The 22,411-nt window shown below is 59.3% G+C and carries 21 protein-coding genes; 10 read left to right on the forward strand and 11 right to left on the reverse strand.

Annotated elements, in window-relative coordinates:
* Nucleotides 1–333 precede the first annotated feature (333 nt).
* Nucleotides 334–1,716: a dGTP triphosphohydrolase gene (gene dgt, locus ACJ7Z0_RS17145; protein ID WP_434790776.1), complete on the forward strand. Its 1,383-nt coding sequence runs from the start codon at nt 334–336 to the stop codon at nt 1,714–1,716.
* Nucleotides 1,717–1,754: 38 nt separating this feature from the next.
* Nucleotides 1,755–2,186 (forward strand): hypothetical protein, encoded by a 432-nt coding sequence (locus ACJ7Z0_RS17150; RefSeq protein WP_434790777.1) that lies wholly within the window; start codon nt 1,755–1,757, stop codon nt 2,184–2,186.
* Between the two features lie 158 nt (nt 2,187–2,344).
* Here ACJ7Z0_RS17150 and ACJ7Z0_RS17155 read toward each other — a convergent pair whose 3' ends face one another.
* From ACJ7Z0_RS17155 to ACJ7Z0_RS17185, 7 genes are read right to left on the reverse strand one after another with little or no spacing between them, the layout of a single operon-like run.
* Nucleotides 2,345–3,163, reverse strand: coding sequence for a metallophosphoesterase (locus ACJ7Z0_RS17155; protein WP_434790778.1), 819 nt, complete (start codon nt 3,161–3,163; stop codon nt 2,345–2,347).
* A 44-nt stretch (nt 3,164–3,207) separates the two neighbouring features.
* Nucleotides 3,208–3,612 (reverse strand): HAD domain-containing protein, encoded by a 405-nt coding sequence (locus ACJ7Z0_RS17160; RefSeq protein WP_434790779.1) that lies wholly within the window; start codon nt 3,610–3,612, stop codon nt 3,208–3,210.
* 31 nt (nt 3,613–3,643) lie between these two features.
* Entirely contained in the window at nt 3,644–4,579 is a 936-nt protein-coding gene (locus ACJ7Z0_RS17165) for a metallophosphoesterase (RefSeq protein WP_434790780.1), read from the reverse strand.
* A gap of 20 nt (nt 4,580–4,599) precedes the next feature.
* Nucleotides 4,600–5,106 carry an HAD domain-containing protein gene (locus tag ACJ7Z0_RS17170; RefSeq protein WP_434790781.1) on the reverse strand — a complete coding sequence of 169 codons (507 nt, stop codon included), beginning with the start codon at nt 5,104–5,106 and terminating at the stop codon, nt 4,600–4,602.
* A gap of 26 nt (nt 5,107–5,132) precedes the next feature.
* Entirely contained in the window at nt 5,133–5,348 is a 216-nt protein-coding gene (locus tag ACJ7Z0_RS17175) for an antitoxin Xre/MbcA/ParS toxin-binding domain-containing protein (RefSeq protein ID WP_434790782.1), read from the reverse strand.
* Entirely contained in the window at nt 5,345–6,178 is an 834-nt protein-coding gene (locus tag ACJ7Z0_RS17180; RefSeq protein ID WP_434790783.1) for a metallophosphoesterase, read from the reverse strand. Before ACJ7Z0_RS17180 ends, ACJ7Z0_RS17175 begins: the two co-directional genes overlap by 4 nt.
* A 30-nt stretch (nt 6,179–6,208) precedes the next feature.
* Nucleotides 6,209–6,649, reverse strand: a complete 441-nt coding sequence (locus tag ACJ7Z0_RS17185; RefSeq protein WP_434790784.1) for a hypothetical protein — start codon at nt 6,647–6,649, stop codon at nt 6,209–6,211.
* Between the two features lie 194 nt (nt 6,650–6,843).
* On the opposite strand from ACJ7Z0_RS17185, the gene ACJ7Z0_RS17190 reads away from it, so the two are divergent.
* From ACJ7Z0_RS17190 to eruA, 5 genes are all read left to right on the forward strand, one after another.
* Nucleotides 6,844–7,101, forward strand: coding sequence for a helix-turn-helix domain-containing protein (locus ACJ7Z0_RS17190; protein ID WP_434790785.1), 258 nt, complete (start codon nt 6,844–6,846; stop codon nt 7,099–7,101).
* 244 nt (nt 7,102–7,345) lie between these two features.
* On the forward strand, nt 7,346–8,005 hold the full coding sequence (locus tag ACJ7Z0_RS17195; RefSeq protein WP_434790786.1) for a TnsA endonuclease N-terminal domain-containing protein: 660 nt from the start codon (nt 7,346–7,348) through the stop codon (nt 8,003–8,005).
* 1 nt (nt 8,006) lies between these two features.
* Nucleotides 8,007–9,926: a TnsB C-terminal domain-containing protein gene (locus ACJ7Z0_RS17200; RefSeq protein ID WP_434790787.1), complete on the forward strand. Its 1,920-nt coding sequence runs from the start codon at nt 8,007–8,009 to the stop codon at nt 9,924–9,926.
* Nucleotides 9,919–10,815, forward strand: a complete 897-nt coding sequence (locus ACJ7Z0_RS17205) for a TniB family NTP-binding protein (RefSeq protein ID WP_434790788.1) — start codon at nt 9,919–9,921, stop codon at nt 10,813–10,815. Before ACJ7Z0_RS17200 ends, ACJ7Z0_RS17205 begins: the two co-directional genes overlap by 8 nt.
* Nucleotides 10,816–11,379: 564 nt before the next feature.
* Complete coding sequence (gene eruA, locus ACJ7Z0_RS17210; RefSeq protein WP_434790789.1) at nt 11,380–15,489, forward strand: NACHT domain-containing antiphage protein EruA; 4,110 nt, start codon at nt 11,380–11,382, stop codon at nt 15,487–15,489.
* Nucleotides 15,490–15,614: 125 nt separating this feature from the next.
* Here the strand turns inward: eruA and ACJ7Z0_RS17215 are convergent, their stop codons facing one another.
* Nucleotides 15,615–17,237, reverse strand: a complete 1,623-nt coding sequence (locus tag ACJ7Z0_RS17215; protein WP_434790790.1) for a TniQ family protein — start codon at nt 17,235–17,237, stop codon at nt 15,615–15,617.
* Nucleotides 17,238–17,418: 181 nt separating this feature from the next.
* Nucleotides 17,419–17,742, reverse strand: coding sequence for a helix-turn-helix domain-containing protein (locus tag ACJ7Z0_RS17220; protein ID WP_434790791.1), 324 nt, complete (start codon nt 17,740–17,742; stop codon nt 17,419–17,421).
* 25 nt (nt 17,743–17,767) lie between these two features.
* Here ACJ7Z0_RS17220 and ACJ7Z0_RS17225 point away from each other — a divergent pair, with 25 nt between their 5' ends.
* A complete protein-coding gene (locus tag ACJ7Z0_RS17225; protein WP_434790792.1) occupies nt 17,768–18,451 on the forward strand; it encodes a sce7726 family protein in 684 nt (227 codons plus the stop codon).
* 22 nt (nt 18,452–18,473) lie between these two features.
* Here ACJ7Z0_RS17225 and ACJ7Z0_RS17230 read toward each other — a convergent pair whose 3' ends face one another.
* Nucleotides 18,474–19,166, reverse strand: coding sequence for a phytanoyl-CoA dioxygenase family protein (locus tag ACJ7Z0_RS17230; protein ID WP_434790793.1), 693 nt, complete (start codon nt 19,164–19,166; stop codon nt 18,474–18,476).
* 162 nt (nt 19,167–19,328) lie between these two features.
* On the opposite strand from ACJ7Z0_RS17230, the gene ACJ7Z0_RS17235 reads away from it, so the two are divergent.
* The gene (locus tag ACJ7Z0_RS17235) at nt 19,329–21,008 is read left to right on the forward strand and encodes a hypothetical protein (protein WP_434790794.1); all 1,680 of its coding nucleotides are present in this window, start codon (nt 19,329–19,331) and stop codon (nt 21,006–21,008) included.
* A 134-nt stretch (nt 21,009–21,142) separates the two neighbouring features.
* Nucleotides 21,143–21,556 (forward strand): hypothetical protein, encoded by a 414-nt coding sequence (locus ACJ7Z0_RS17240; RefSeq protein WP_434790795.1) that lies wholly within the window; start codon nt 21,143–21,145, stop codon nt 21,554–21,556.
* 183 nt (nt 21,557–21,739) lie between these two features.
* Here the strand turns inward: ACJ7Z0_RS17240 and ACJ7Z0_RS17245 are convergent, their stop codons facing one another.
* Nucleotides 21,740–22,402, reverse strand: a complete 663-nt coding sequence (locus tag ACJ7Z0_RS17245) for a hypothetical protein (RefSeq protein ID WP_434790796.1) — start codon at nt 22,400–22,402, stop codon at nt 21,740–21,742.
* Between the last annotated feature and the right edge of the window lie 9 nt (nt 22,403–22,411).

Here is a 22,411-nt window from a genome sequence, read left to right on the forward strand (position 1 = left end):
GGGGAAGCGATGCAAATGCATCGAGGATGCCCATTCGTCTACCGGAGCTGTTGCCCCGGGGCTATGCTGAGCGCGGGCTACACACTACAATCAAATGCCGTATCGAGGAGTGTGTTATGAAAACAGCTGAACTTGCCGTTGTGGCCAATGCTCGACGTGCCGCACACAGCCGTTTTGATCACTACAACGCTGTCATGAATGCGTCGAAGCCATCTGGAACATCGACACTGCCAGCAAAAAAAGAGACCGGGAAACCAGTTCCAGTCCCAGGTAAACCATCGAAGAAGTAAAAGCAGGCCACCCGCGGGTGGCTTTTTTTTGGAGACGAGGGAGATGCTCTACGACAAGGCTCGCGACTTCAAGCGTGCAAAGCTCGAGAAGGAAGAAGACGATGTTGGCCGCTCAGCCTTCCGTCGTGACTATGGGCGACTGCTGCACTCGCCGAGCTTCCGACGTCTTCAGGGGAAGACTCAGTTGTTCCCTGGGCATGAGTCGGACTTCTTTCGCAATCGACTCACTCACTCACTGGAGGTTGCGCAGATTGCAAAGGGAATTGCGCAACTCCTCAATTCCAAGGAACCCGCATTCAAGCGTGATCCCATTAATGTCGATCTTGTCGAGTTCGCAGGCATTGCACATGATTTAGGGCATCCACCGTTCGGACATAACGGAGAGCATGCTCTCGACGACTGCATGAAGAAGAATGGGGGATTTGAGGGCAATGCTCAAACTCTTCGAATTCTCGCGCGCGTCGAAAAGAAGGCACTTCGAGCTACCGAGGACAAGGACGTCTGCGGCATTTCTGTAGATGGTAGTGATCGACGACTAGGTCTGAACCTCACCTATCGCAGCCTCGCTGCCGTGCTCAAGTATGACAACCCGATTCCACTGCGACGCAACAAAGGGGCGTCTCTCGAGAAGGGGTACTACGCCAGCGAGAAGCAGTTGGTCGAAAGCATCAAAGAGCATGTGGGAGTACCGTCATCGGGTGGACCATTCAAGACCATCGAGTGTCAGATCATGGATATAGCAGACGACATTGCTTACTCCACCTACGACCTGGAGGATGCGATGAAGGGCGGGTTTGCGCACCCGCTTCAGCTGCGTGCGAAGGTTCTTGGCAGCCCTGACCTTATTGCGAAATTGCTCGCGAAGATCGCGCCAGAGGTTCCGAATGTCGAAGAGGCCGAGGTCTTTGGCGCAATCGACGATCTGCTGAATCTTGATGAAGTCGACTCCCATGGAGCAAGCAGCAGCCTCGGAAGCTACGAGACGTCCAAACTGGTTGCGTCGGATGGGATGACGCGATGCGAGTTCTCTTCGGAACTCGTGGGACGCTTCATGCGCGGAGTGCGCGTGGAGATGCTGAAGGGCAAGGAGATCCGATTCTCAAAGATAGTTGTCGATCGTGATATCCGCATCAAGATCGAGACGCTCAAACACCTGAACTTCCTGCTGACCATCATGTCTCCCCGTCTGAAGGTGGTGGAGTACCGGGGCTATGAAGTTGTGAGAACCATATTCGATACGCTGGACTCGGAAGAGGGCCATCTGTTGCTTCCGGATGACCTCCAGCTCATGTATGGACGGCTGACTGATACTGACTCAAAGCGGCGCTTGATCTGCGACTTTGTTGCAGGCATGACGGATCGATATGCCGTTGAGTTCTACTCCCGATTGCGTGAGTCAGGCGCAACCATCTTCAAGCCGTTGTAAGGGCCGGAACTCCCCGCTTAGGCTGAGCAGGAGGTACTGTGGATTTTCTTCTATCGCTTCCGAAAACGCTACTGGACCTGGCGGTTGGTCTCCTGAAGATCAAGAAGGATGACCGCACGCGTCAGCGACTTGCGGATCTACTTGCGTCTGTAGCTGATTGCGCATCAGGAATCGCTGACGCGATCGAGAAAAACGAACATCCAACCAAGCTCTGCGCAGAGCTGGACGTGTACGTCTTGAATCTCGAAAAATTTGTCCTTGAGCAGACAAATCAAGAGGTCGCGTCGAAACTCACTCTGTGGTTGAGGCATATCGCCGATGTCCCGGGGATCGCGAAGATTGATCTCGCGAGGCTCGTCGAGAGCGAGTCAAAGCCAAAGTGGACTGCGGTGCAAAGATTTCAGCAGGCTGAGACCGTCCGACACATTGCTGGCTTGATTGCAGGGACGGCTAACTTGGTGCGGGTATGAAGCGCTATGAGGTCGGAGGATCAGGTCCAGTTGTTCTTAGTGTGATTCTCGCGACAGTCGCTCCGCAATCTCACGCGCACCGAGCGCGATGACGCGTCGCTCCATTGATCGCGGCCTCTGTGTAGTTCGGTTCATTGATGCCCCTTGTCCACCGCGATTCAGACGGGGATCACCAATTCAGGATTGAAATCCTTGTTCTCGATCCTGCCGCTCCAGTTCACATAGCCGCGCGGATTGCACACGACCTGGCAAGAACGGGTTTGATAATTGAACGACTGATGTGTGTGGCCGTGAACCCAGAGTACGGGTACATCGAAGAAGGTTTCAGGGAGCTCGGTGACGAAGGCGCCCGAGGACCAGTCATCGGCGTAACGCTGCGCCAGTGAGCCGCGATGAGGCGCGTGGTGTGTCACGACCACTGTCGGTCCGGCGAACGGTTGTGAAAGCCTGTCTCGCAGCCACGCGCGCTGCGCCTGATGAATCCGAAGCGTGTCCGCCGCCTGGAGCTTTCTTCCTTGCTTGTAGCGCCAGGTATCAGGCTCCGCCGCCTCGTCGAACGTGCGGATCAGCGCGTAGTCGTTCAGCAGATTGGTCGCCATCTTCATGGCGCGCCCGACATCGCTGACCGGCCCTTCAGGCGTCTCGATGGCGAGCGCGAAATCGGTCCACAGCGTGGCGCCGAGGAAGCGCACGCCGTCGATCACCAGTTCGTCACCGTCGAGCAAATGGACATTGCTGCCTTCGGCTTCGCGACGTGCTTCAGCCAGTGTCGTGTCGAGGCGCCCATCGTAGTACTCGTGGTTTCCGGGCAGGTAAACCACGGACTTGCCACGGAAGCGATCCGCCGCCCACTGGACGGCGCGCTTCGCTGGCGAATGAATGTCGCCGGCGAGGATGACAGCATCGAACTCGAGATCAGGCACCGGATCGAAGGGTGCGAACTCGAGATGAAGGTCGGAAAGAATCAGCACTTTCATCGGGACACCTCGTCAAAGCGCGCGCGAAGCCCGGCACTCACTTTCTAGTCGAAGCCGGTGAACGAACCACACACCACCAAGTGGTCCTTGCAGTGGTCGAACTGCCAATAGGCATCGTCGAGTGCGACCCAAGGTTCGTCGACCGCATCGTGGATCTGGAGCCAGGCAAGGATTTCTCCTTCACGCTTCCCGTATGGCGGTGGAAGGCCAAAACCCGAATGTGGCGTGGCCCCCAGAATCCGGGCCCGGATGTCGCTGGAGAACGGCTTCAGCAGAGTCTCATAGAGAAGCTGCTCACGCCAGGATGAACTGATCACAATCATCACGTGCGGGAACTCGCGCAGCAACGCCTCCAGGCGTGGCAGGAAGCAGAAGTCAGCGCCGCCGTTGAGGGCGTGATCTTCCCCCTCCGGATGCAGCACGCCGTCGAAGTCGAGAAACAGGATCATCCTGAATCTCCTAGCCCATATCCATCGGCCCTCATACGACACCGCCGTGTTGAATCGCGATCAGGATCGATCGCACTCTGTCAGCGCCGCCCCCGACAGCAAATGCCGCCGGCGTTTGACCGTCGAGCAGCTCGTGCGGCTTGTCAAGCCAGGCTTGGGCCGCTGCGCCGAATACCTGAGTAGCGAGATCGAGCACGTCTTGTAGAGGCCCTCCCGGCCCAGGCTCATCGCGCGGCCACGCCAGGTGTGAGCCCATGTCGACCCCGACGGCGCGAAACGGTGCCGCGTTGGTCTGCATTCCCTCTGCGAGATAGTCGATGTTTTGATGATGGTGACCGTGGACCACCAGTTGGACACCGAGCGTCTCGGCGAGCTCGTCGATCACTCGCCAACCGTGCGGGTGAACCGCAGGCGCTTCATGCGTCACCAGGATGTCGGCAGATTGGTGCCTGAGCAGTTGTTGGAAGTCGGCCGGGAAGATGGAGGACCGGTGCTTGCGGGCGATGCCGTCGCGCCACCGTTCCTGGCGCTTCATGGTGCGGCGCATGGCGTCGCTTGACTGGAACGCCGCCTCCTCGATCGGTCGCCGCGGATCCCAGATCTTGCTACGGAAGATGCCGCCCAGGCCCGCGACCTTGAACCCGGCAATCTCGACAACCTGCGCGTGCAGGTTGCGGGTGGCGAGGTCCGATCCCAACAGGTTGTCGTAGTCGGCGTCGGAGTCTGTGTCGTGGTTCCCGTGGATGAACCAGATCTCGGTGAGATCCAGGATCGGCCTCAGCTCGACGTGCAGAGGCCGGCGCGCCTGGATGTCGCCCAGCAGCACGATCGCCTCAGGCTGAAAGCGCTCGACCGCGGCAATCACCGGATCGAGATCGCCGTGCGGGTCGCCGAAGAACATGAGCTTGGGCTTCGACTGGTTGTGCTCGGATCGCGCATGGAGGTCCGACGAGATGAGCGGTTTCATTTCATATGCCGAACGGCGGTTCATCGGCCAGCCGCGAACCGAAGGAAGTGCGAGCGCAGTTCCTGGAAGCTGTCCTGATCGAATGCCCGCGCGGGATCCGTGAGCACGAGCCGCGCGAAGCCCGCTTCGAAGTTCGAGGGCCAATCGTCAAGCGCAACCCACTCTGCATCACTACGGCCGTTCCCGTCGAGCCAGGCCTGGATCTCCAGCTGACGACGATGGTGGATCGCCACATGAGGAGCAATCTGAGGCGTCGCGCCGATGATCCGATGCCGAATGTCAGCGCTGAAATACCGCTGCAACTGCTCGATGCTCTCGGCCAGTCGCCAATCCGACGAGATGATGACGTCGACAGACTCGAACTCTCGAAGAAGCGCTTCCAGCCGCGGCAAATGGCTGAAGAACCTGCTGCTGAACGAGTAGTCCACGCCGACAGGATGAAGAACACCATCGATATCCAGGAACAGCAAATCGTTGGAATCGCCCGTGTAGCCGGTGGCATCATGGGTCAGCGTCACTTCTGCCATGGGTAGACGGCAAGCAAAGGGCTTCATCATCCAATAAACCCGGCCTGGAAGGACTCAAGGAGATTGAGCACGTCGGCAGCTCGCCCTTCGGCTACCAGCGACTCGGCGGTCCTGTTGTCAAACAGCGCGAGTGGCTCGTTCCTGTACCAGAGAATGGCCGCCTCGAGGTCCCCACCCGAGACCGCAGTCGCGGCAGCCAGCACTTGCTGGATCGTGTGGGTAGATGACTGGATGTCACTCATAGATCGACCACGAGTTCGGGGTTGAACTGCTTGTTCTCCAGGCCGCGGTCATGCCGCAAGTACCCACGGGGATTGCACACCACCCGGCAGTTGCCCACTTGATAGTCAAAGCTCTCGTGGATGTGGCCATGCACCCAGAGTGACGGCACTTCGAAGAAGGAACTTGGGAGCTCGCTCACAAAAGATGCGGACAGCCAGTCGGACTGATAGTGCCGCGCGAGAGAGTTTCGATGCGGGGCGTGGTGGGTCACAACCACCGTTGGCCCGTCGAAGGGCTCGGCCAGCTTCTGCGCCAGCCAGGCGCGGTCACTCTGGTGGAGCGCCAGTGTGTCCTCGGGGACCAGGCGGCGCTTTCTTGACTTGGCTGCTACCACGGGTGCGTCGGAGGATTCCTGCGCCTCGGCCCACCGGATCGATGAGTAGTCGTTGAGACGGACCTTGGCCGCCTTCGTGGCCCGTTCGGTGTCTACCAGCGACCCTGTCTTGGTCTGGATCGGCAGTTCGAAGTCTGTCCACAGCGTGCAGCCCAGAAAGCGGACGCCGGCGATCACGGCCTCGCCGGGCGCCAGGAGATGCACGTTGCACGAACTCGCGGTGAGCGCCATTTCCTTGAGCGAGGTCTGGAGGACACCTTCGTAGAACTCATGGTTGCCGGGCACGAACACGATGGGGGCTGTCTCCCCAAAGTTCCCCGCCCGCCGGGCCCAGCGCATGGCCTTGGAACCGGGGACGAAAATGTCCCCAGCAAGGATCACTGCGTCGTAGTCGACCTTCGGGACGAGAAAGGTCCCGAACTCGAGGTGAAGGTCCGAAAGGATGAGCAGCTTCACATCGGTAGGTCCATTGCTTCAGCAGCGCATTCAGGGCATCAGGATCGAGAGCTTGGCGTTCCATGCCTCGCCGTCGGACCTGGAGGGCACGGCGACGCGGATCGTCGGGCGATCGAAGTCCCTGGTCTCGAAGAGGAAGTGCACGTGCTGAAAGCGAAGCACTGGGTTCCTGGGATATTCGGTCCACTTGAGCTGCCAGGTGTTGAAGTACTCGAAATCGACGGTTCGGGCTTTCTTTCCACCGCTGACGATGCAGGCCTTGCGCGCATCCGGATCGAACAGGATGCAGGTTTCATCCCAATCGCCCAGCATGCGGCGGGGATCGACTGGGAAAAAGGTCGCGCCAGATGCCTGGCCTTGTGCTCGAAGCAATTGCTCGCGCCCAGCCTGAATCGACCGAGGCGATGCAATCCAGGCCCAGTAGAAGAGAACCAGTGCGACTGCGAGCATCAGCAGCAGTGGGAGTGTCATGGTCGGATATTCCTGTTGTGGGGGCGGCCCCGCATCCATCGCAATGAATCTTCCGGTGAGTCTGCGCGCCTCAACGCCTCGGCCCGGAAGCGGTGGTAAAAATCATATCAAAAAGATACTTATAGTCCGCGTTCTAAAAGTCCGCGTACCTATTGGCCGTAGTGCTTTAGACCGCGTACTCCGAACATCGCGACATGACTACGAAGACGCGAGCGGCCGCTCAGAATCCCCTGGAGGTTTTTGGTGCCGGGGTGCGTGCCGAACGCAAAGCCAGGGGCTATTCGCAGGAGGCATTTGCCGACCACATCGGCATTGACCGGAGTTACATGGGGGGTGTTGAGCGAGGTGAACGCAACCTGTCGCTTACGAACATCATGCGGATCGTCACCGGACTGGAAATGAAGCCATCCGAGTTCTTCAAGCACTTGGACGGATCGGTACGCGCCAAGTAAGGGCGCGCGCCGATCGGTCGCGGACACGGGGCGAACTCGTTCCGCTGGCTGACGGTCACGCTGCGCCTCAATGCCAAAACGCGGATGCTGTGATGCAAGCGACCTACCGGTGAAGTCGTAGGCAGAGGCTTCGGCACGCCAGGTACATGAAGCAAATCCTTACAGATGCGCATGTCGCCAACCTAGCGGACTGAGCTCTCGATTTGCGATCCTTTCACGAGGTCTCAACTCAACACAGTTCGTCATGCAACCACCCCAGCCATCGCGGCGTATTCCCGTGTCCGAAATCAGCATGACGGGGAAGTTGAATGGGCAAGGGTACGAGTCTGCGCTTGAACGCGACTTCCTGATGCGCATGGCCTGGGAGTCCGAGGTCGAATGGTTCGTCACCCAGCCGTTGACGCTGGAGTACGAGGTCGCGCCGAGTATCTGGATTCCCTATACACCGGACGTGCTGACCTCGTTCGTTTCGCGTAATGGCGTGCCTGTACGTCGCCCCCTTCTGTGCGAGATCAAGTATCGAGAGGAACTGACGACGGAATGGCGGCGGCTGCGACGCAAGTTCCGGGCCGCGAAGTCGTACTGCGATTCCCGCGGATGGGATTGGTTGGTACTGGATGAGCATGCAATCCGTGGTCCAGAGCTGGACAACATCCGCTTTCTTTGGTCGTACCGGCACGCGGCGATGTACGAGCACGAGGTCGCGCCGGTCCTTGACGCCCTTGCTCACTTTCCGAGCGCCTCCTTGACCACGGTCACCGACCACCTCCGTCCGACGGCTTCGCGACGAAGCGAAATCATCTGGACCTGGTGGTGCCTCGTGGCCGGCAAGCGCATTCAGTTCGATATCACGCAGGCCATTCGCCTGGACACCCTGTTCTGGCTGCCAGACGCGCAGGCCTGACATGAGTGCCGTCGCTGAGTTTCGAACGCCACCCGGGACACCGGTCCTCCTCGGGCAGGATGTCCTCGAGGTGGTCGACTACGTCGACCTCGAGCACCTGGTGCTCAGGAACGCGCAAGGCGACTTTGTCACCAAGCATCTGAACGAGGTGCGCCCTGTGCGGCACGTCGGGCGCGAGCGCAAGATCGATCTCGCCAGAATCGACCCGTCTAAATGGATGCGGGCGGAAGAGATCTACCGCAATATCAAATATCTGTTGGAACTGCCCGAGGCCGAACGCACGCTCAAAGAGGTGCAGAAGATCGCTACGGTGGTGGGGCGGCACCATTCGACGATCTATCGCTGGGTCGAGAAGTACAAGAAGTCGCAAAGGCTGTCATGCTTGCTTCGGCCGGAACGCGAGGATGCAGGCAAGAGCCGACTCGAAGCCGAGGTCCTTGAGGTGATGGACGAGTGCATCGACAAGCACTACCTCACCGAAAACCGCAAGTCCATGGCGACGGTTTCGCGCGAGGTCAAGATGGTCTGCCAGGCGCGGGGGCTGCACGTGCCGCACATTTCATCTCTGCGCACGCGCATCGGGCAACTCGATCCGGAGGTGGTGGAGGCACGCCGTTACGGAAAAAAGCGCGCAGAGGAGAAGTTTCTCCCTTTGATCGGATCCTTCCCCAATGCGGATTATCCGCTGGCAGTGGTGCAGATGGACCACACGCCGATGGACGCAATCCTCGTTGACGATGAAGAGCGAAAGCCGATCGGCCGTGCATATCTCACTATCGCTATTGACGTCTGTACCAAGATGATCGTCGGCTTTGCGATCTCGCTGGACCATCCCGGTTCCCATGCGACAGGGCAGTGTCTGCTCCTGTCCATTCTGCCGAAGGAAGACTGGCTTAAGGAGAAGAACATCCCCGAGGAGTTCACCTGGCCGTGTCGCGGATTCATGCGCAAGATCCATACCGACAACGCGGCGGAGTTCCGAGGCCAGATGCTGAGATACGCCTGTGGCGAGCACAACATCGTGCCGGAGCTCCGACCCAAGGGAAAGGCACGCTACGGAGGGACTGTCGAGCGAGCTTTTCGCACCTTCATGAAGAAGATCCATGAGGAGGTGCCAGGCACGACCTTCTCCAGCGTGCATGACAAGGTGAACTACGACTCGGAGGGCCACGCGGTTATGACTCTCGGAGAGTTGGAGCGGTGGTTCACCCTGTATGTGCTGGGCATCTACCACCAGCATGAGCACCGGGGCAACGAGAACAAGATGTCTCCCCACTATAAGTGGGAGAAGTTCCATCTCGAAGGCATGAACGGACTTCCTCCGCTGGGACTTCCGCCAGCGATCGAGAATGTTGAGAGGCTGCGGTTGGACCTGCTTCCCTTTTTCGAGGCCACAGTTCAGCGATACGGCATCCGCAACTGGAGCATCGACTGGTTCTCCCCTCGAATTCGCGCGCTCATCGGAACCAAGGGGGATCATGGTAATGCGCGGAAGTTCATCTGCCGCTTCAACCCACGCGACCTGAGCAAGATCTGGCTCTACGACGACCGGCACAAGGTCTACATCGAAGTTCCCTATCGCGACATCACGCGTCCGCCAGTCACCCTGTGGCAGGTCAAGGCCGCCAAGCGGCGTCTGCGGGATGAAGGAAAACCCACGACGAACGAGCCACTGATCTTCAAGGCCGTCGAGTACATGCGCAAGATCGTACTCGAGGCGCAGAAATCTAGGACTGCCACAAGGCGGGCTGCACAGAGGATCCGCAATGCCGAGGCCGAACGGAAAAGGGATACCGCAAAGGCCAGTGCGCCGGCGTCGGATCGGCCGCGCACGGAAGTCACCGAGCCTCCGGTTTCCGCGGTGCCGGAGTACGTGCCGGAAATCGACATTCTTGAGGAACTAGGGGGCGCATATGACTGAACCTGAAAGGAAACTCGCGCCGGAGGCGAGGCAACTGCTCGATGCAACCGATGAAATTCGCATCAATCACATCTACAAAACGTCTTTCTTCGAACCCGCACGTGTCAAGGCGATTCTGGAAGAGATGGAAGACCTGATGACACGTCCGAAGGTATATCGTCCACCCAATCTCCTGATCATTGGTGCGACCGATTCGGGGAAGACCGAAATTCTTCAAAAGTTCCGAAGGTTGCATCCGGCGAGCGCCCGTCCCGATGGTGATGCGATCCATGTGCCCACTTTCTATCTGCAGGCGCCACCAGGACCGTTCGAAGAAATTCTGCTCAACAAGGCTCTGCTCCAGTTGGGAATCATTCCTCGCAACAGCATGACCTCGGCGGCGAAAATCCCGTGCTTGGTCGACGCTCTCGAGAAGGTCGAGACCAGAGTCCTCATGATCGACGAGGTTCACCAGATGCTGGCGGGCGCCTCCAAGAAGACGTCGTACATCATGAATCTCATTAAGTACATCAGCAACGAGAGCCAGATCTCGTTGGTGCTTGCCGGCACGGCCGCCGCACGACAGGCCTTATCTACTGACGAGGAACTGATCGGACGATTTCCTGAGCGACCGCTGCCGCCTTGGGAGAATGACGCTCCGTACAAGAAATTGCTGGCGTTATTCGAGGCCACGCTGCCGTTGCGTTGCCCTTCGAATCTCTATCGATCGGATCTGGCCGCCCTTATCTATGGCGAGAGCGAGCGGCAGATTGGTGGTACTGCGACCGTGATCCGTGAATGTGCGGTCCAGGCCATCCGGTGCAAGGCCGAGGCTATTACCGAGGGGATTCTCAGGAAGTGGATCGCGGACAAGCGCGCGCGGGAGGCGGAGTGCAAGAGCATCGTGTAGTACGTCGCTCCTCGGGGGAGTGCTATTCGGTGGAGGGGCGCCTTACTGGAGCGGAGCCGGCGCCGTTGATGATTGTGTCGAGAGCACGCCTCAGAGGCGGAGTTCATCGGCGATGCTCAGCACCAAGCTTGCCCGCCCGTCTTCGATTCGATGTATCGAAGCTTTGGCGAAGCATTCGGGTCAAGGTGAGGGCCGCCAAATGGAAGGTCAATTGCACCGCGAACGAAAGTCGCGCCGTGCATACTTCCTTGAAACCCTTTTGGCGTTAACGCTTGGGCGAAGGGGGCGCTCGACAGAATGAATAGTCTGGAACTCTTGCGGATCAGTGCGCGACTGCCCGAACTGCATGATGCCGAGCGGGTGACCAGGAGGCCGTCGATCTGTCCCGCCATGCCCATCTGGGAGGGCAGGGGTATCTGGTGAACTAGTCACCGCGGCTGAGCAGTTGCAGCCAGCATGAGTCGTTGCCCCCCGTGCAGTTCTCGAGGCCTGATTCTCCGTGAAGCTGCCCTATGATTTCCTCGTGCGTGTCGAAGTCAAGCTGCCAGGAGGAAACGAATCGGTATGTCGAACAACCCGCAAGTGAGCATTGCAACGCAGCTGCAGGCAAGTGATGCATTTGATGCAACCCCTAGGCCCTATTTCCCTCGCAGGCTCAGGGCGTTGGGCGAGCCCAATATGGATGTGATCCAGGACGCCGAGCTGCTCGAGATCGAGCGGCCTATCGTCATTCTTGGTGAACCTGGCATGGGCAAGTCGGAAATGATTCGCCATCTGAGCGAAAGGGCCGGCGCCTCACCCATATCGGCCTCGCGGTTCATGAACAGCATGAATCCCGGCTTCTTCGTCAACGGCAAGGATCCACTTTTTATCGATGCACTCGATGAAGCCATGGCCCGTTCGGCAGGCGATGCCGTTGACAAGGTCCTCGCGCGTCTGGAAGGTGCGGGCTGTCCTCGATTCATCCTTTCGTGTCGTGCGCGCGAATGGCAATCCAGAACCGAGTGCGATCTGAAGGAGATATATGGGGCCAGTCCACTCGTCGTATCCATCGAGGAACTAAGCCGGGACGAGGCACGCACCTTTTGGACAATGCGCGGTTTCGCGAGCGATGCAGATCCCGTGTTGAATCGGATGGACGAGCAGAACCTTTCAGCCCTCTACAAGAACCCTCTGACGCTAGGCTTGCTTGGTTCTGTCGCCGATAGTGGCCGGGGGCTGCCCACTACCCGTGCCGATCTGTTCCGGCATGTCTGCGAGTTGAGTTGGTCAGAGTCTGACGAATCAAGACAGAGCGAGCCACTCGCCAAGCTCACTCAGGCGGAAGCACTTTCGGCCGCTGGCGCGATGATGGCATCGTCGATATTTGCAGGGGCGGAGGCGATCAGCCTTGCCGGTGCAGGCGTTGCTTTGAATGAGGACATTCCGATTGCCGAGCTCGAGGGGCTTCCAGGAGGTGAGAAGGCCCGTGTTGTCATCTCTTCGAAGCTGTTCAGGAGTGTGGGGGCGAACCGGGCAGCCCCGATTCATCGCGTCGTCGCAGAGTTTCTGGGTGCTAAATGGTTGGCTGATCAGGCAGCCACGAGCCGAGCTCGTCGGCGGCTCATAGTGCAGTTTCAAGGGGCCGGTGCGGTGCCATCGAGCCTTCGTGGGCTACACGCCTGGTTGGCGTTTCACAGCCCGCCGCTGGCTGCGGCGGTCATCTCGGCCGATCCGTTCGGGCTACTGCGTTACGGGGAAAGTGCCGCGCTTGACGTGGCGCAAGCTTCCGCGCTGCTTGAATCCCTTGAAGCACTCGCTCGCGATGACCCCCATTTTCGGGCGCAGGACTGGGACGCGCGCACAGCGTTGAGCTTGGCGCAGCCTGCACTCGCGTCTCGGATCGAGTCGGCGATCGGCGATTCCACGAGCAACGTTCACTTGCGCTCGCTCCTCCTGGAATCGGTCAAGGGGTCACCTATTGTCGAGGGACTTTCGCGGGAGTTGGAACGCATCGTCCTTGCGGCGGATCGTTACTACTCGGAACGCCGTCTGGCTATTGCAGCTCTGTTGACGCTTCGCGGTCGCACATTCTGGCAAGGGATCATTGAAAAATTGCTTGAGGAGCGTGCCGACGACTCTGCCCGCCTGGCCAGAAGCTTAGCTGACGACATCCAGTACGACCTGTCGGACGAACTCTTGGCAAGAACTTTGTTGGCGGAGATTGGCCCTATCGATTTGCCTGCATCGAAGACGAGAAGCCGGCGGCCGATTCGACTCCACAGATTCGACCAACTCGCTGCTGCCCTCAGCCCCGCACGAGCCAAAGCTGTCTTGCATTGGCTCTTCTCGACTGTCGCAAGCGCCTCTCCCGGCAATGTTGAGGAGCATCGCGATTTTTCCAAACTCACTTCCTTGCTGCTACTTCGTGCGCTTCGAGGTGGACAGATATCGACGAGAGACGCCCCTGCCTTGTGGAGATGGCTTGAAGCGGCAAGCAAGGAAGACCTCTACGCCAGAAAAGCCGAAGCGCCTCTGGTCTCAGAGATACGTGCGCGCGATGAATTGAGGCGCGCGGTGCAGCGCTATGGAATCTGGCGAGTGAATCGTAGAAAACGACTCCGGCATGTGGAGTATCAGTTAAGCAGGAGGGCAATTTCGATCGCTGCGGATCCACGTGACGTGGCTTTCTTTCTGCAAGAAATTTCCGAGCAGCCGCGGATCAGCCGACGGCAGCGCAACGACTGGCAGGATCTTGTCGACCTGAGCGTTCGCCCCGGTGCCGACAATGCACTGGTCATTGACGCAGCCCTCAAGTTCCCCAACCTGTCGAGTAGACAGCGGGTGCATCTGAGTGCAAAGCTGCGTCCACGCAAGCACGGATGGCAGATCGAGCAGGAAGTCTATGCAGCCCAGAGAGCGATGGAACTGACGACGCAACGCGACGAAAACAATCGCGCTTACGAAGCCAACATCGAAGCGATCGGGCGAGGCGACCTTCAGGAAGTATTTGAGCCGGCGGAGGTCTATCTGGGCCGCAGGGCGTGGGATGACGGCAACTTCGAGAAGCCGCTGGAAGCACGCTTGCCTGCCTTCTTCAATGAGCGCTTGGCAAAGGAGTTCATGGCAGGATTCGAAGCCGTTCTCCATCGAGCAGACCTTCCGTCGCTTGCCGATCTGGCAGCGAGCTACGCGGAGGGGAAGGTATTCAATTACTCATACCCACTCATCGCAGGTTTGCTCGCGCGCGAGAAGGGTGGCCGTGGTTTCGGAGACCTCTCTCATCAAGTACTCCGTTCGGGCCTTTTGCTATGCATGGATCGACGGTACTTGTTCGGCGGCGACGAGGATGACCTCATTGCCCTCCGGTCGTCAATTGAGCGTGTTGTAGCTCCGTCTATCGACGAAAAAAGGCAGTTTTTGCGCACATGGATTGAGCCGCTTCTGGCTGCGCGCCGCCAGGCCGAGAGCGACATTCAGTTCATGGCGCAGTTGCCCGGTTGGTCGGAGGCTGGGTGCTCGCTTGCCAGGGATTGGCTATCGCGCTTTCGCGATATTCCGCTGGCCACAGAAATGGCGATCGTCGCGTTGCTAGCCAGTATGCGAGGGGGCGAAGAACAAATCATCGACGCTTCCCGTGAGCGCGATCATGGGATCTTTCGGGACGATGAGCAGGCCTTGGCCTGGCTTGCGATCGATGTCGTACACAGATTCGATGAGGTGCGGGCGCATCTCGCTGGTATCGGAGACGAAAATTCCGAATTCATCTGGGAGCTCCGCGACAGGGTCCAGTCGCGCAGGCGAGGTTCGGCCGTGGATATTGCACCTGCGATTGCGAAGTGGATCGTGTCGGAGTTCCGACGCCCCTGTCCCTTCACAACACTCATAGATGTTTCGTCCGGCACCAAGAACGGCTTCGATGCAACCGATTTCCTGCAAGCGCTCATCGTGCGAATTGCCGACGACACAAGCGATGAATCAGTCGGTCTATTGCGCGAACTCGCCGAGGCACCGACGGATACGTATACCGATGAAATACTTCACAGGCTGGCTGAACAGCGCCAGAAGCGCGCCGAAGAAGCTTTCAAGCCAATCGCGCCACACGAGTTGGGAGCTATTTTGACCAGCGGGCCACCCGCAAACATCGATGACCTGAGGGCCTTGATCGTCGAGGAACTTCATGAGGTACAGCGCAAGCTCTTGGGCGACGAACTGGACCCAGTTCGTGACTTCTGGGGAGACAATGGCAAGCCCTACGACGAGAATCGATGCCGAGACCGCTTGGCTGGTATCGTCGATACGCGTTTGTCCGATATGTATTCGGTCAAGCGCATGACCGAAGCGGACATGCCGAGGGACAAGCGGGCTGATTTGGCTTTCGCCGTGGGATCGACGATGCAATTGCCGATTGAAGTAAAAGGTCAATGGCACGACAAGGTTTGGGATGCGGCGAACTCCCAGCTCGAATCCCAGTACCTGATTGACTGGCGGAGTGAGGGGCGTGGCATCTATTGCGTCTTCTGGTTTGGCAAACTTGCCGCCGCAACGCGCAAGCGTCTCAGGGCCCATCCTGACGGACTGCCCGCGCCATCTAGCAGTGCCGAGATGCGATCGATGCTCATTGATCGCATTCCACTTGCACGGCGTCCTTTCATCGATGTGATCGTCCTCGACCTTGTTACGGGTCGCAAGTAGCGAACCTGATTCGGTCAAGGCGTCCGCGTCGTTACAGATCAATGCCGGCGTGGACTCGTCCGCATGAATGGTCGGCCGGGTTCGGCGCAGTTGCTTGGTGGAGACTACGGCTCTGCCTGGCTCGCTCAAGTGCAGTTGACACGTGAATGCAAGGGCGCCCGATCCTCTACAGTCCCGGCAGATTGAGCGCCCCTTCTGAACGCGATGAGATCAGGAATCTCCGCCGTGAGAAAAGCCTCCGCAACGGCGTCATGAAAGCGCTTCCACAATGCATTTCCTCCCAGTGGCTTAGCAGTCGTGGGAGAGACGACCAGGCGATCTGTAATCTGCGCTCCGGGAATGTTCGGCCGAATCGTTTCGATGAACCACCACGAGTGTGAGCAGACGGCGGCGATATCACGAGGCTCCGTTGTGAAATCCACTGGGGAGTCTTCTTGTGGCCGAGGCAGCAATGTTCCCAACTCGTCGACCGTCAGCCGGCAGATTAGCCTGGCAGGCCACCCCATCACGCGCATCAACGCGAAGACCATCTTGTCCTGCAAGAGCGCCATCCGCTCTTGCGGCTTGTGTTCCTGGGAGATTCTGTGGTCAACACTCGCCATCAGCAACTCATAGGCATCGTCGCTGACGAAATGACGCAAGCTATCCGCGCGCTCGTCGTCCACATTCACCCCGAACTTCAGGCATATCTGCGTCTGTGTCAGTGGTGCGCCGGTCAGGTTGCGGGCGACGCGGGCGATCTCGGTGACTTCTTCCTTTGATCGCTTGGGGTGTTGTACGCGCATGATCGGGATCAGTGCCTCGGTCAACCAGAATGGTGCCGATTCCCGCGGGTGCAGGACATCGCTGATATTGATGCCGTGCGTGCGGGCATAGGCCTGCAGCCCTTCGGGTCCTTGCGCGATGGCGGTCACCACATGGATCATCGTCTCGCGTCGTTGTGCGACGGTAAGGAAGTCGAAATTTCTCGTCGGCGAGCCGTTTCCTTCGGCATGTACCACCCGTTTTCTGATCGCGGTGACCAGCATGCGCAAGCCGTTGAAGAACAGGATCGAGTGCACGCCCTCGCGTGCGCCCCAGCCGATGTAGCCGTCGCGACTGGCAGCGAGAAGCCGTGACGTCCACTCCGTCAGCAGCGGCTGGGCAGCGCTGGATGCCGTCTTGCGCAGATCGTGTCCGCAGGCGGGGCAATAGACGATCCGGTCTGGTCCAGGCACGAAGCCGTTGGGTCCGATGTCCACGCGATGTGGCGCGAGCGGAGCCGAGCATTCGGGGCAGGCGTCCAACAACTCCACCCCATGGCGAGGGCAGACCGTCGCGAAGGATAGGCGCCAAGTGCGGCGAAAATACGGAATGCTATCGCTGGCTAAGCATGCGGGGCAGTAGCTCAGGCCTGGACTCTTCCGAGTCCGGTGGTAGATGTGAAGGGGCACGACCCAGCAGCTGCCGCCTTGCGCGTTGAAGTAGTCGGAGATGTATCCTTCGAAGGAGTGCAGGCTCACCGCATCCAGTTGGGCATCGGTGATGCCGGTCACTCGTTTGAGTGCATCCCTCAGGAGCGGGGACTGAAACTTGTCGACGTCCGAGTTCCACAGCCGGCGACCGCGGCCGAGCAGCATGGTGCACAGCTGCTCCACCTTGTAGCCATGCGCGTGCGCAAGGCGGATGAGCCAGATGCTCAGCAGCTCGTCTTCAAGTGGTTTGAAGTGAAATGGCCAGAGCGAAATCTGCTCTTCGATCTCCGACATGTCGACATTGGCCCCCGCCCGTTCTGACTGCGGCTCGGGCCGCACTCTCGTTGGCTCCCTGAGGGGTGATCAGCCGGCGATGGTGTTCTCCTCGGGGCCGTTTGTCCAACCAGGCTGTCCAGCTCGGTCAATGCGGCGTCCGCTTCAGCGACATCGCGCGTCCCGAACGTTGGCCTGGCGTCTAGCCCCTTGATGCGCTCGAGATCTCGGAGGCGGCCCGCAGGAGCCGGATGAGCGCATCGGCGTGGCGCTCGGTGCCGTCCCAGACGTCAGCAATGGTCTGCTGCAACCTCTCGCTCGCAGTCGAAGCCGGGGTGTCTACTTTTAGCGGGATATTTGCATATTTGCATAGACGCCTGTGCGTATCCGTGAGCCGGCGTGGGGAGCGCAATGCCCGGCTGAGCGTCGGCTGAGGAATGCCAGTCCTTCGAGAAAGCTCAATCTGAGTGAGATTGTGCTCAGTCATGTAGTTCTCGATTTGTCGGAGTGCAACATTGACGGTCATGCAAATATTATTGCATAGTGCATGAATGAACTACCTCTGCTCTTCGTACATGGGTCTGCCGCTGGATACGTGGTCCGTCGCCTCGGACTGCCAGTTGCGGGCGCTCTTGAAGCGAAGTGGGCTGATCGCCGCCGATGCTTTGGTCGTCGACGAGTTCTGCCTACCAGGCAACACGGTTCGAGCGGACCTTGCTGCGGCTGGAGAAGAGCTCGTGGGCTACGAGATCAAGGCTGGCGCTGACCGCCTGACGCGCCTGCCTCGCCAAATCGCTGGCTATGGCAAGGTATTCGCCAGGGTGAACATCCTCACAGTGCCTGCTCACTTCGATGCTGTGCTCGAGTTGGTGCCGGCGTGGTGGGGCGTCATGCTCCCGACGGGCCGTCGCACTGATCTGCAGTTGCATCAGGCTCGAGCCGCGGGGCTCAATCCTCATCGCAGCGCTCATGCCATGTGTTCTCTGCTTTGCCGCGAGGAGCTGGCGGCGAAGCTCAAACAAGGGGGCGCGGCGCGCGGGCTGAGCGGCTGGAGCAAGGCGACGATGCTCGAGGCTGTCGTCAGCATGCTCTCCGTGGAGGAGGCGGATTCCTATCTGTGCGCCTGCCTAAGGGCGCGTACTCGCCTCGTTGCAAAGCCCGAGCCTCGGGAGCCAAGCATCGACTGGAACCTCGCTCGCAAGAACTTCGGGCTTGCGCTATGCCCTGCGCCCTGAACAAGGCGCGCAGTTGGGAGCGCTAACCATGTCGCAGAAAGTGATGTCCATCTACGACTTGCTCTGGAATCGATGTCATGTCTGGTAGACGAAAATAGATCATGTGCCGTACAAAATCGGGCTGTTGATGCGCTCGCATGCCATGGTATGTCCGATGGTCCAATACGACCACGGTCCCTGGAGGGCCGGTAATTTCGAGCGGCTCGCCGTTGATGCCCTCTTGGCTAAGGATCGCCTCCCGCACATTCTTGCGAGTCACCGGTCTCTCAAGGCCATCGAAGCGAGATTGAGTTACGCGGTGTGATTCCGGCCAGACGAGAAGCGCTCCATTGTCCTCGCCAGACTTCACCTCTACGAGCAGGATGCCGACCAACAGTCCGAACCACGAAAGTTCGTCCGCATAGGCACCATCGACATGGCGGTTGAGCCCCACAGGCGTGTAGCCGTCAGCCAGGCTCGATAGCTGTGCAACGTTGGGAAGAATCCTGAGTTCTTCCTTAAGTAACTCTGTAAGGAGCTCCTGGAGTCGGGTGTCCCGCGGCATTTCCACCTGAAACTCGCCATTGTTGATGTGCCACCCAGGCGTTCCCGTTTTCTTGCGTGGTTCGTTCTGGGCCCTTCGAAGAACCGACCTGGCCCAGTCCTTCATGGAGTCCGACGGTTCCAATGTTGTGAAACCCTGTTGAATGAACTGAGTAGCTTCGGGGGAGGTCATCTTGTCGGCCTACATATCGGCATGTTGTCTCGGCGGTCAGAATTTACCGTAGACAAGTCGCAGGTGATCAGGAGCAAGTAGCTTGGCCGCGCAATGGCCTTGTGTCGAGGACGGGGGGCGGCGCTACCATCTCCGCTCCAAAGAGGATGAGCGAGGGACGGGATGAGTGCTTTCGATGAACTGGCGCGCGAAGACGGCGTCGCGCTTCGCATCGATTGGTTTGGCAACGTCGGCAACTCACTGCAGTTCGGGCCCGAGCAACGCACACTGAAAGTGTCATGCTCGCTCTGGCGTCCCGGTCTGGGATGGATGCTGCGGAGTAGCGACGAGCGCCAGGAGATCGAAATCCCGATCGCGGTCCTACCGCACATTCGTCTCGGGGAGGTCTGGAAGGATGGAGCTCGTGTCGAGTCGGCGCCGTTGACGCGCATGCTCTTCAAGGAAATGGCCGTCGACGAACAAACCTCCGAGGTCCTGCCTTCGGGTCTCCCGTATTCGCCTGCGGGAGGTTCGACCTCGTACCTCCTTCCCTTCAATGTGTTCAATGCGCACAACGAACACACGCGCTCATGGGTCACCCGTGTTCAGGTTGACGTACGCACCGTGCTGGTCGTGCCAAGCCTGGAGCTGTTTCGCTTCTACTTTGGCGCGACAGGATCGGTGCTCGAGGGCGTCATGGCAGGCGGGGACGCCGAGCAGAGGCTATATCACGCTGCGTACATCAGCCGGGTCAGCAATGCGGCGAACGTCGTTCTGGGTATGGGGATGCCCGCGGCGGCCGCACCGACGGTCGCGCGCATCGCTCTGGATGACGAAGCCAAGAAGGCATTCTTTTCCCTGGTCAAAGGGGGACGCATCGCCGGGCTGAACAAGACCGACTGGCAGCCTCGGATGGGCTTTCCCTTCACGGGTAAGACGAACCTCACGGTCGATGGTCTGTGGCTGGATACGCCTGGGCAGCGAACCTTCGTCGCGCTGCGCCTGATCAGGTGCACCTACCCTCATCCGTTCGAGCGACTCAACTACAGCATCGATGATGGTCAGCTGAGGACTCGGCCACCGGTGTCGGGGGGGCGCAAGGAGCGCGGGCCAGGTGAGAAGAAGGAGAGGAAGCCGAAGATCGTGAACCAATGGGCGGACAGAAGCCAAGTGGCGCTCGAGGTGTACAGCGACGACGACGACGGGGATCCCTTTCCGTATCTCAAGAAAACCTCGATTCATCGAACGTCGCATGCGCCTTTTCGCGCCAATCGAACCGATGCCGAAGATGAGGATGCATGTTTGTACGCGATCGGTCCCTCGGACGCCGCAGGATTGCCGCCGGCGGAGATCATGGGGAGCCAGAATGACTACGATGAACGCAGACTTGAGCCGTCATTCTTGGCCGACCTGCGCCAAGCGTTGCCGGCTTGCCTGCCCGGGTGGGAGTTCTGTCCGCTCGAGGACGGTGAGGTGGCCCGTCGCATGGCAGTGCCTGCACCGGCCGGTGTCGCGTCGTGGTCTGACCTTTGGGTTTGGCTTTCCACGATCGTCGAATATGGGGCGACGGGAGGCGCAATGCGATGCGCGGCTCTGGGAGTCGCCGAGTTCCCGGAGGGACAGATCAGCGTGGAAGTGGTGGCGCAACTCTTGGGGGCGGGTGAGCCAACCATGGAGCAGATTGGGCAAATGTTGTTCGAGCCCTGCTGGACGTCTACCGTGCCGTCCGAGGTGAACCGGGACGCTGGGGCAACGATTGCTTGGACGACGGACGAACTGAACGCGCTGGCCGACGAATTGAGCCCTCAGGAGATTGCCGCCTGGGTTTTGAGCGAGTTCAAACGGCGCGTCTTGGCGGAGTAAGGCGGCCCGCAGATTCGCTTCCAACAAAACCTACGCACAACAGAAGGGCAACTCCAGTGCTACTACTCTCATGCTTTGAACTTGGCGATCTCCTGCCGTCCTCGGGATGGCGATCTGTACGAGTCCCAGATTCGTTGCAGGATTTCAATGCTTTCACCCACGTCGCCCTGGCTCACTTCACCTCTTCAGCCTTCTTGGAGGCCATCCGTTCGGAGGGGCTGAAGCCGCGCAATGCTGGCATCCAGCCCATCCTCGACAACCTTGTGACGAGCCTGGACGACGTGTACCTAGCCGCACGTGCAGACCGGTTCTATTCTGAGCGTGCAACGCGTGCATTTGGGGGTGTCGGGATTGCGGTCTTGGTCCATGTCCCCTTGGCCAATCTGTCTGTGGACGAAAACGTGTTCGCACCGAACGATTCTTCTCATCCAGTCGATAAAAAATCAGCCTTGCACCGATCACTCTTGGTCGGGTATTGCAAGCATCAAGGACTTATCGCGCCTGAATCTATCCGCGGGATCTATCACATGGATGGTCGGCCAATTTGATGGCGGATGCGCGCACGATCCGCATTGACAAGCCCGAGACCGGTCCGAAGACGAGCGTGACCTCTTGCGCCACGCGCTCCTGCACTCCGACTTTCCCCGCGAGAACTGGCGAGAGTGGGCAGGGCATGGATGGCATCGAAACGGAGCGACCCGCGGACAACGTGCCAGCTTGAGTTGCGCAGGTCAGCCGTACATGCTGGGGCGGCCGACTCCTCCGAAACCCTCCCTTGGGTGTTTCGGCAGGAAGACCTCGAAGCCTGGCACCGGTACTTTGGGATCAAAAGCGGCTGTCCATTTCTCATTGGCCGGATCGGTCCCCGAATGCAGGGTGCTTGCCGCCCACTGCGCAAAGTTCAATACGACATCGAGCGGCTCAGCTTTGAAGAAGTCGATTACACCGCCGGCGCGCATGAGCTCGGCATAGAACTTCACATTGACGATCGCTTGCACGTCGTCCTTGGAAATTTGGACCTGCCGGACATGAGCTATGCGATTTCGAATCGAGCCCAGCGCGCCCAGTCCGGGCTTCATAGTGCCCAGCAGAGTGCTGCTGCCCGGGAGCATGCCCACCTTCTGCTCGTACCGCAGCCGAAGCCGGTCTAGATCGAGCGTTGGGTGCATGTGCTTCAGGTATTCAGTCAAGAAGTACTCGACGACGAGATGCGCGTGGAGGACGCGGCCCAGAACGGCGGAATCCCGATCCCACACTGCCATGAACTCGGACCGGCGCTGCTCGCTGGCCCTGACTACCGCGTCGACTCCACCGAACAGCGCTGCGACGCGCGCCATAGCGATTTCGGATGGCATTTCGAGTTCAGCTTCGGGTTCGGGTGTTGGTGCGGTCATGGGTCAAGC

The organism is Variovorax palleresanus (genome assembly GCF_051144945.1).
GTDB classification, from domain to species: Bacteria; Pseudomonadota; Gammaproteobacteria; order Burkholderiales; family Burkholderiaceae_C; genus Variovorax; species Variovorax paradoxus_S.

Excerpts from the sequence above, each read along its gene's own strand:
- ACJ7Z0_RS17230 (WP_434790793.1), bottom strand. The coding sequence starts at position 19,166 with ATGACCTCCCCCGAAGCTACTCAGTTCATTCAACAGGGTTTCACAACA.
- ACJ7Z0_RS17195 (WP_434790786.1), top strand. The coding sequence starts at position 7,346 with ATGCAACCACCCCAGCCATCGCGGCGTATTCCCGTGTCCGAAATCAGC.
- ACJ7Z0_RS17185 (WP_434790784.1), bottom strand. The coding sequence starts at position 6,649 with ATGACACTCCCACTGCTGCTGATGCTCGCAGTCGCACTGGTTCTCTTC.
- eruA (WP_434790789.1), top strand. The coding sequence starts at position 11,380 with ATGTCGAACAACCCGCAAGTGAGCATTGCAACGCAGCTGCAGGCAAGT.
- ACJ7Z0_RS17245 (WP_434790796.1), bottom strand. The coding sequence starts at position 22,402 with ATGACCGCACCAACACCCGAACCCGAAGCTGAACTCGAAATGCCATCC.
- ACJ7Z0_RS17190 (WP_434790785.1), top strand. The coding sequence starts at position 6,844 with ATGACTACGAAGACGCGAGCGGCCGCTCAGAATCCCCTGGAGGTTTTT.
- ACJ7Z0_RS17205 (WP_434790788.1), top strand. The coding sequence starts at position 9,919 with ATGACTGAACCTGAAAGGAAACTCGCGCCGGAGGCGAGGCAACTGCTC.
- ACJ7Z0_RS17200 (WP_434790787.1), top strand. The coding sequence starts at position 8,007 with ATGAGTGCCGTCGCTGAGTTTCGAACGCCACCCGGGACACCGGTCCTC.
- ACJ7Z0_RS17175 (WP_434790782.1), bottom strand. The coding sequence starts at position 5,348 with ATGAGTGACATCCAGTCATCTACCCACACGATCCAGCAAGTGCTGGCT.
- ACJ7Z0_RS17215 (WP_434790790.1), bottom strand. The coding sequence starts at position 17,237 with ATGTCGGAGATCGAAGAGCAGATTTCGCTCTGGCCATTTCACTTCAAA.
- ACJ7Z0_RS17170 (WP_434790781.1), bottom strand. The coding sequence starts at position 5,106 with ATGGCAGAAGTGACGCTGACCCATGATGCCACCGGCTACACGGGCGAT.
- ACJ7Z0_RS17225 (WP_434790792.1), top strand. The coding sequence starts at position 17,768 with ATGAACTACCTCTGCTCTTCGTACATGGGTCTGCCGCTGGATACGTGG.
- ACJ7Z0_RS17155 (WP_434790778.1), bottom strand. The coding sequence starts at position 3,163 with ATGAAAGTGCTGATTCTTTCCGACCTTCATCTCGAGTTCGCACCCTTC.
- ACJ7Z0_RS17235 (WP_434790794.1), top strand. The coding sequence starts at position 19,329 with ATGAGTGCTTTCGATGAACTGGCGCGCGAAGACGGCGTCGCGCTTCGC.
- ACJ7Z0_RS17165 (WP_434790780.1), bottom strand. The coding sequence starts at position 4,579 with ATGAAACCGCTCATCTCGTCGGACCTCCATGCGCGATCCGAGCACAAC.
- ACJ7Z0_RS17160 (WP_434790779.1), bottom strand. The coding sequence starts at position 3,612 with ATGATCCTGTTTCTCGACTTCGACGGCGTGCTGCATCCGGAGGGGGAA.
- ACJ7Z0_RS17220 (WP_434790791.1), bottom strand. The coding sequence starts at position 17,742 with ATGACCGTCAATGTTGCACTCCGACAAATCGAGAACTACATGACTGAG.
- dgt (WP_434790776.1), top strand. The coding sequence starts at position 334 with ATGCTCTACGACAAGGCTCGCGACTTCAAGCGTGCAAAGCTCGAGAAG.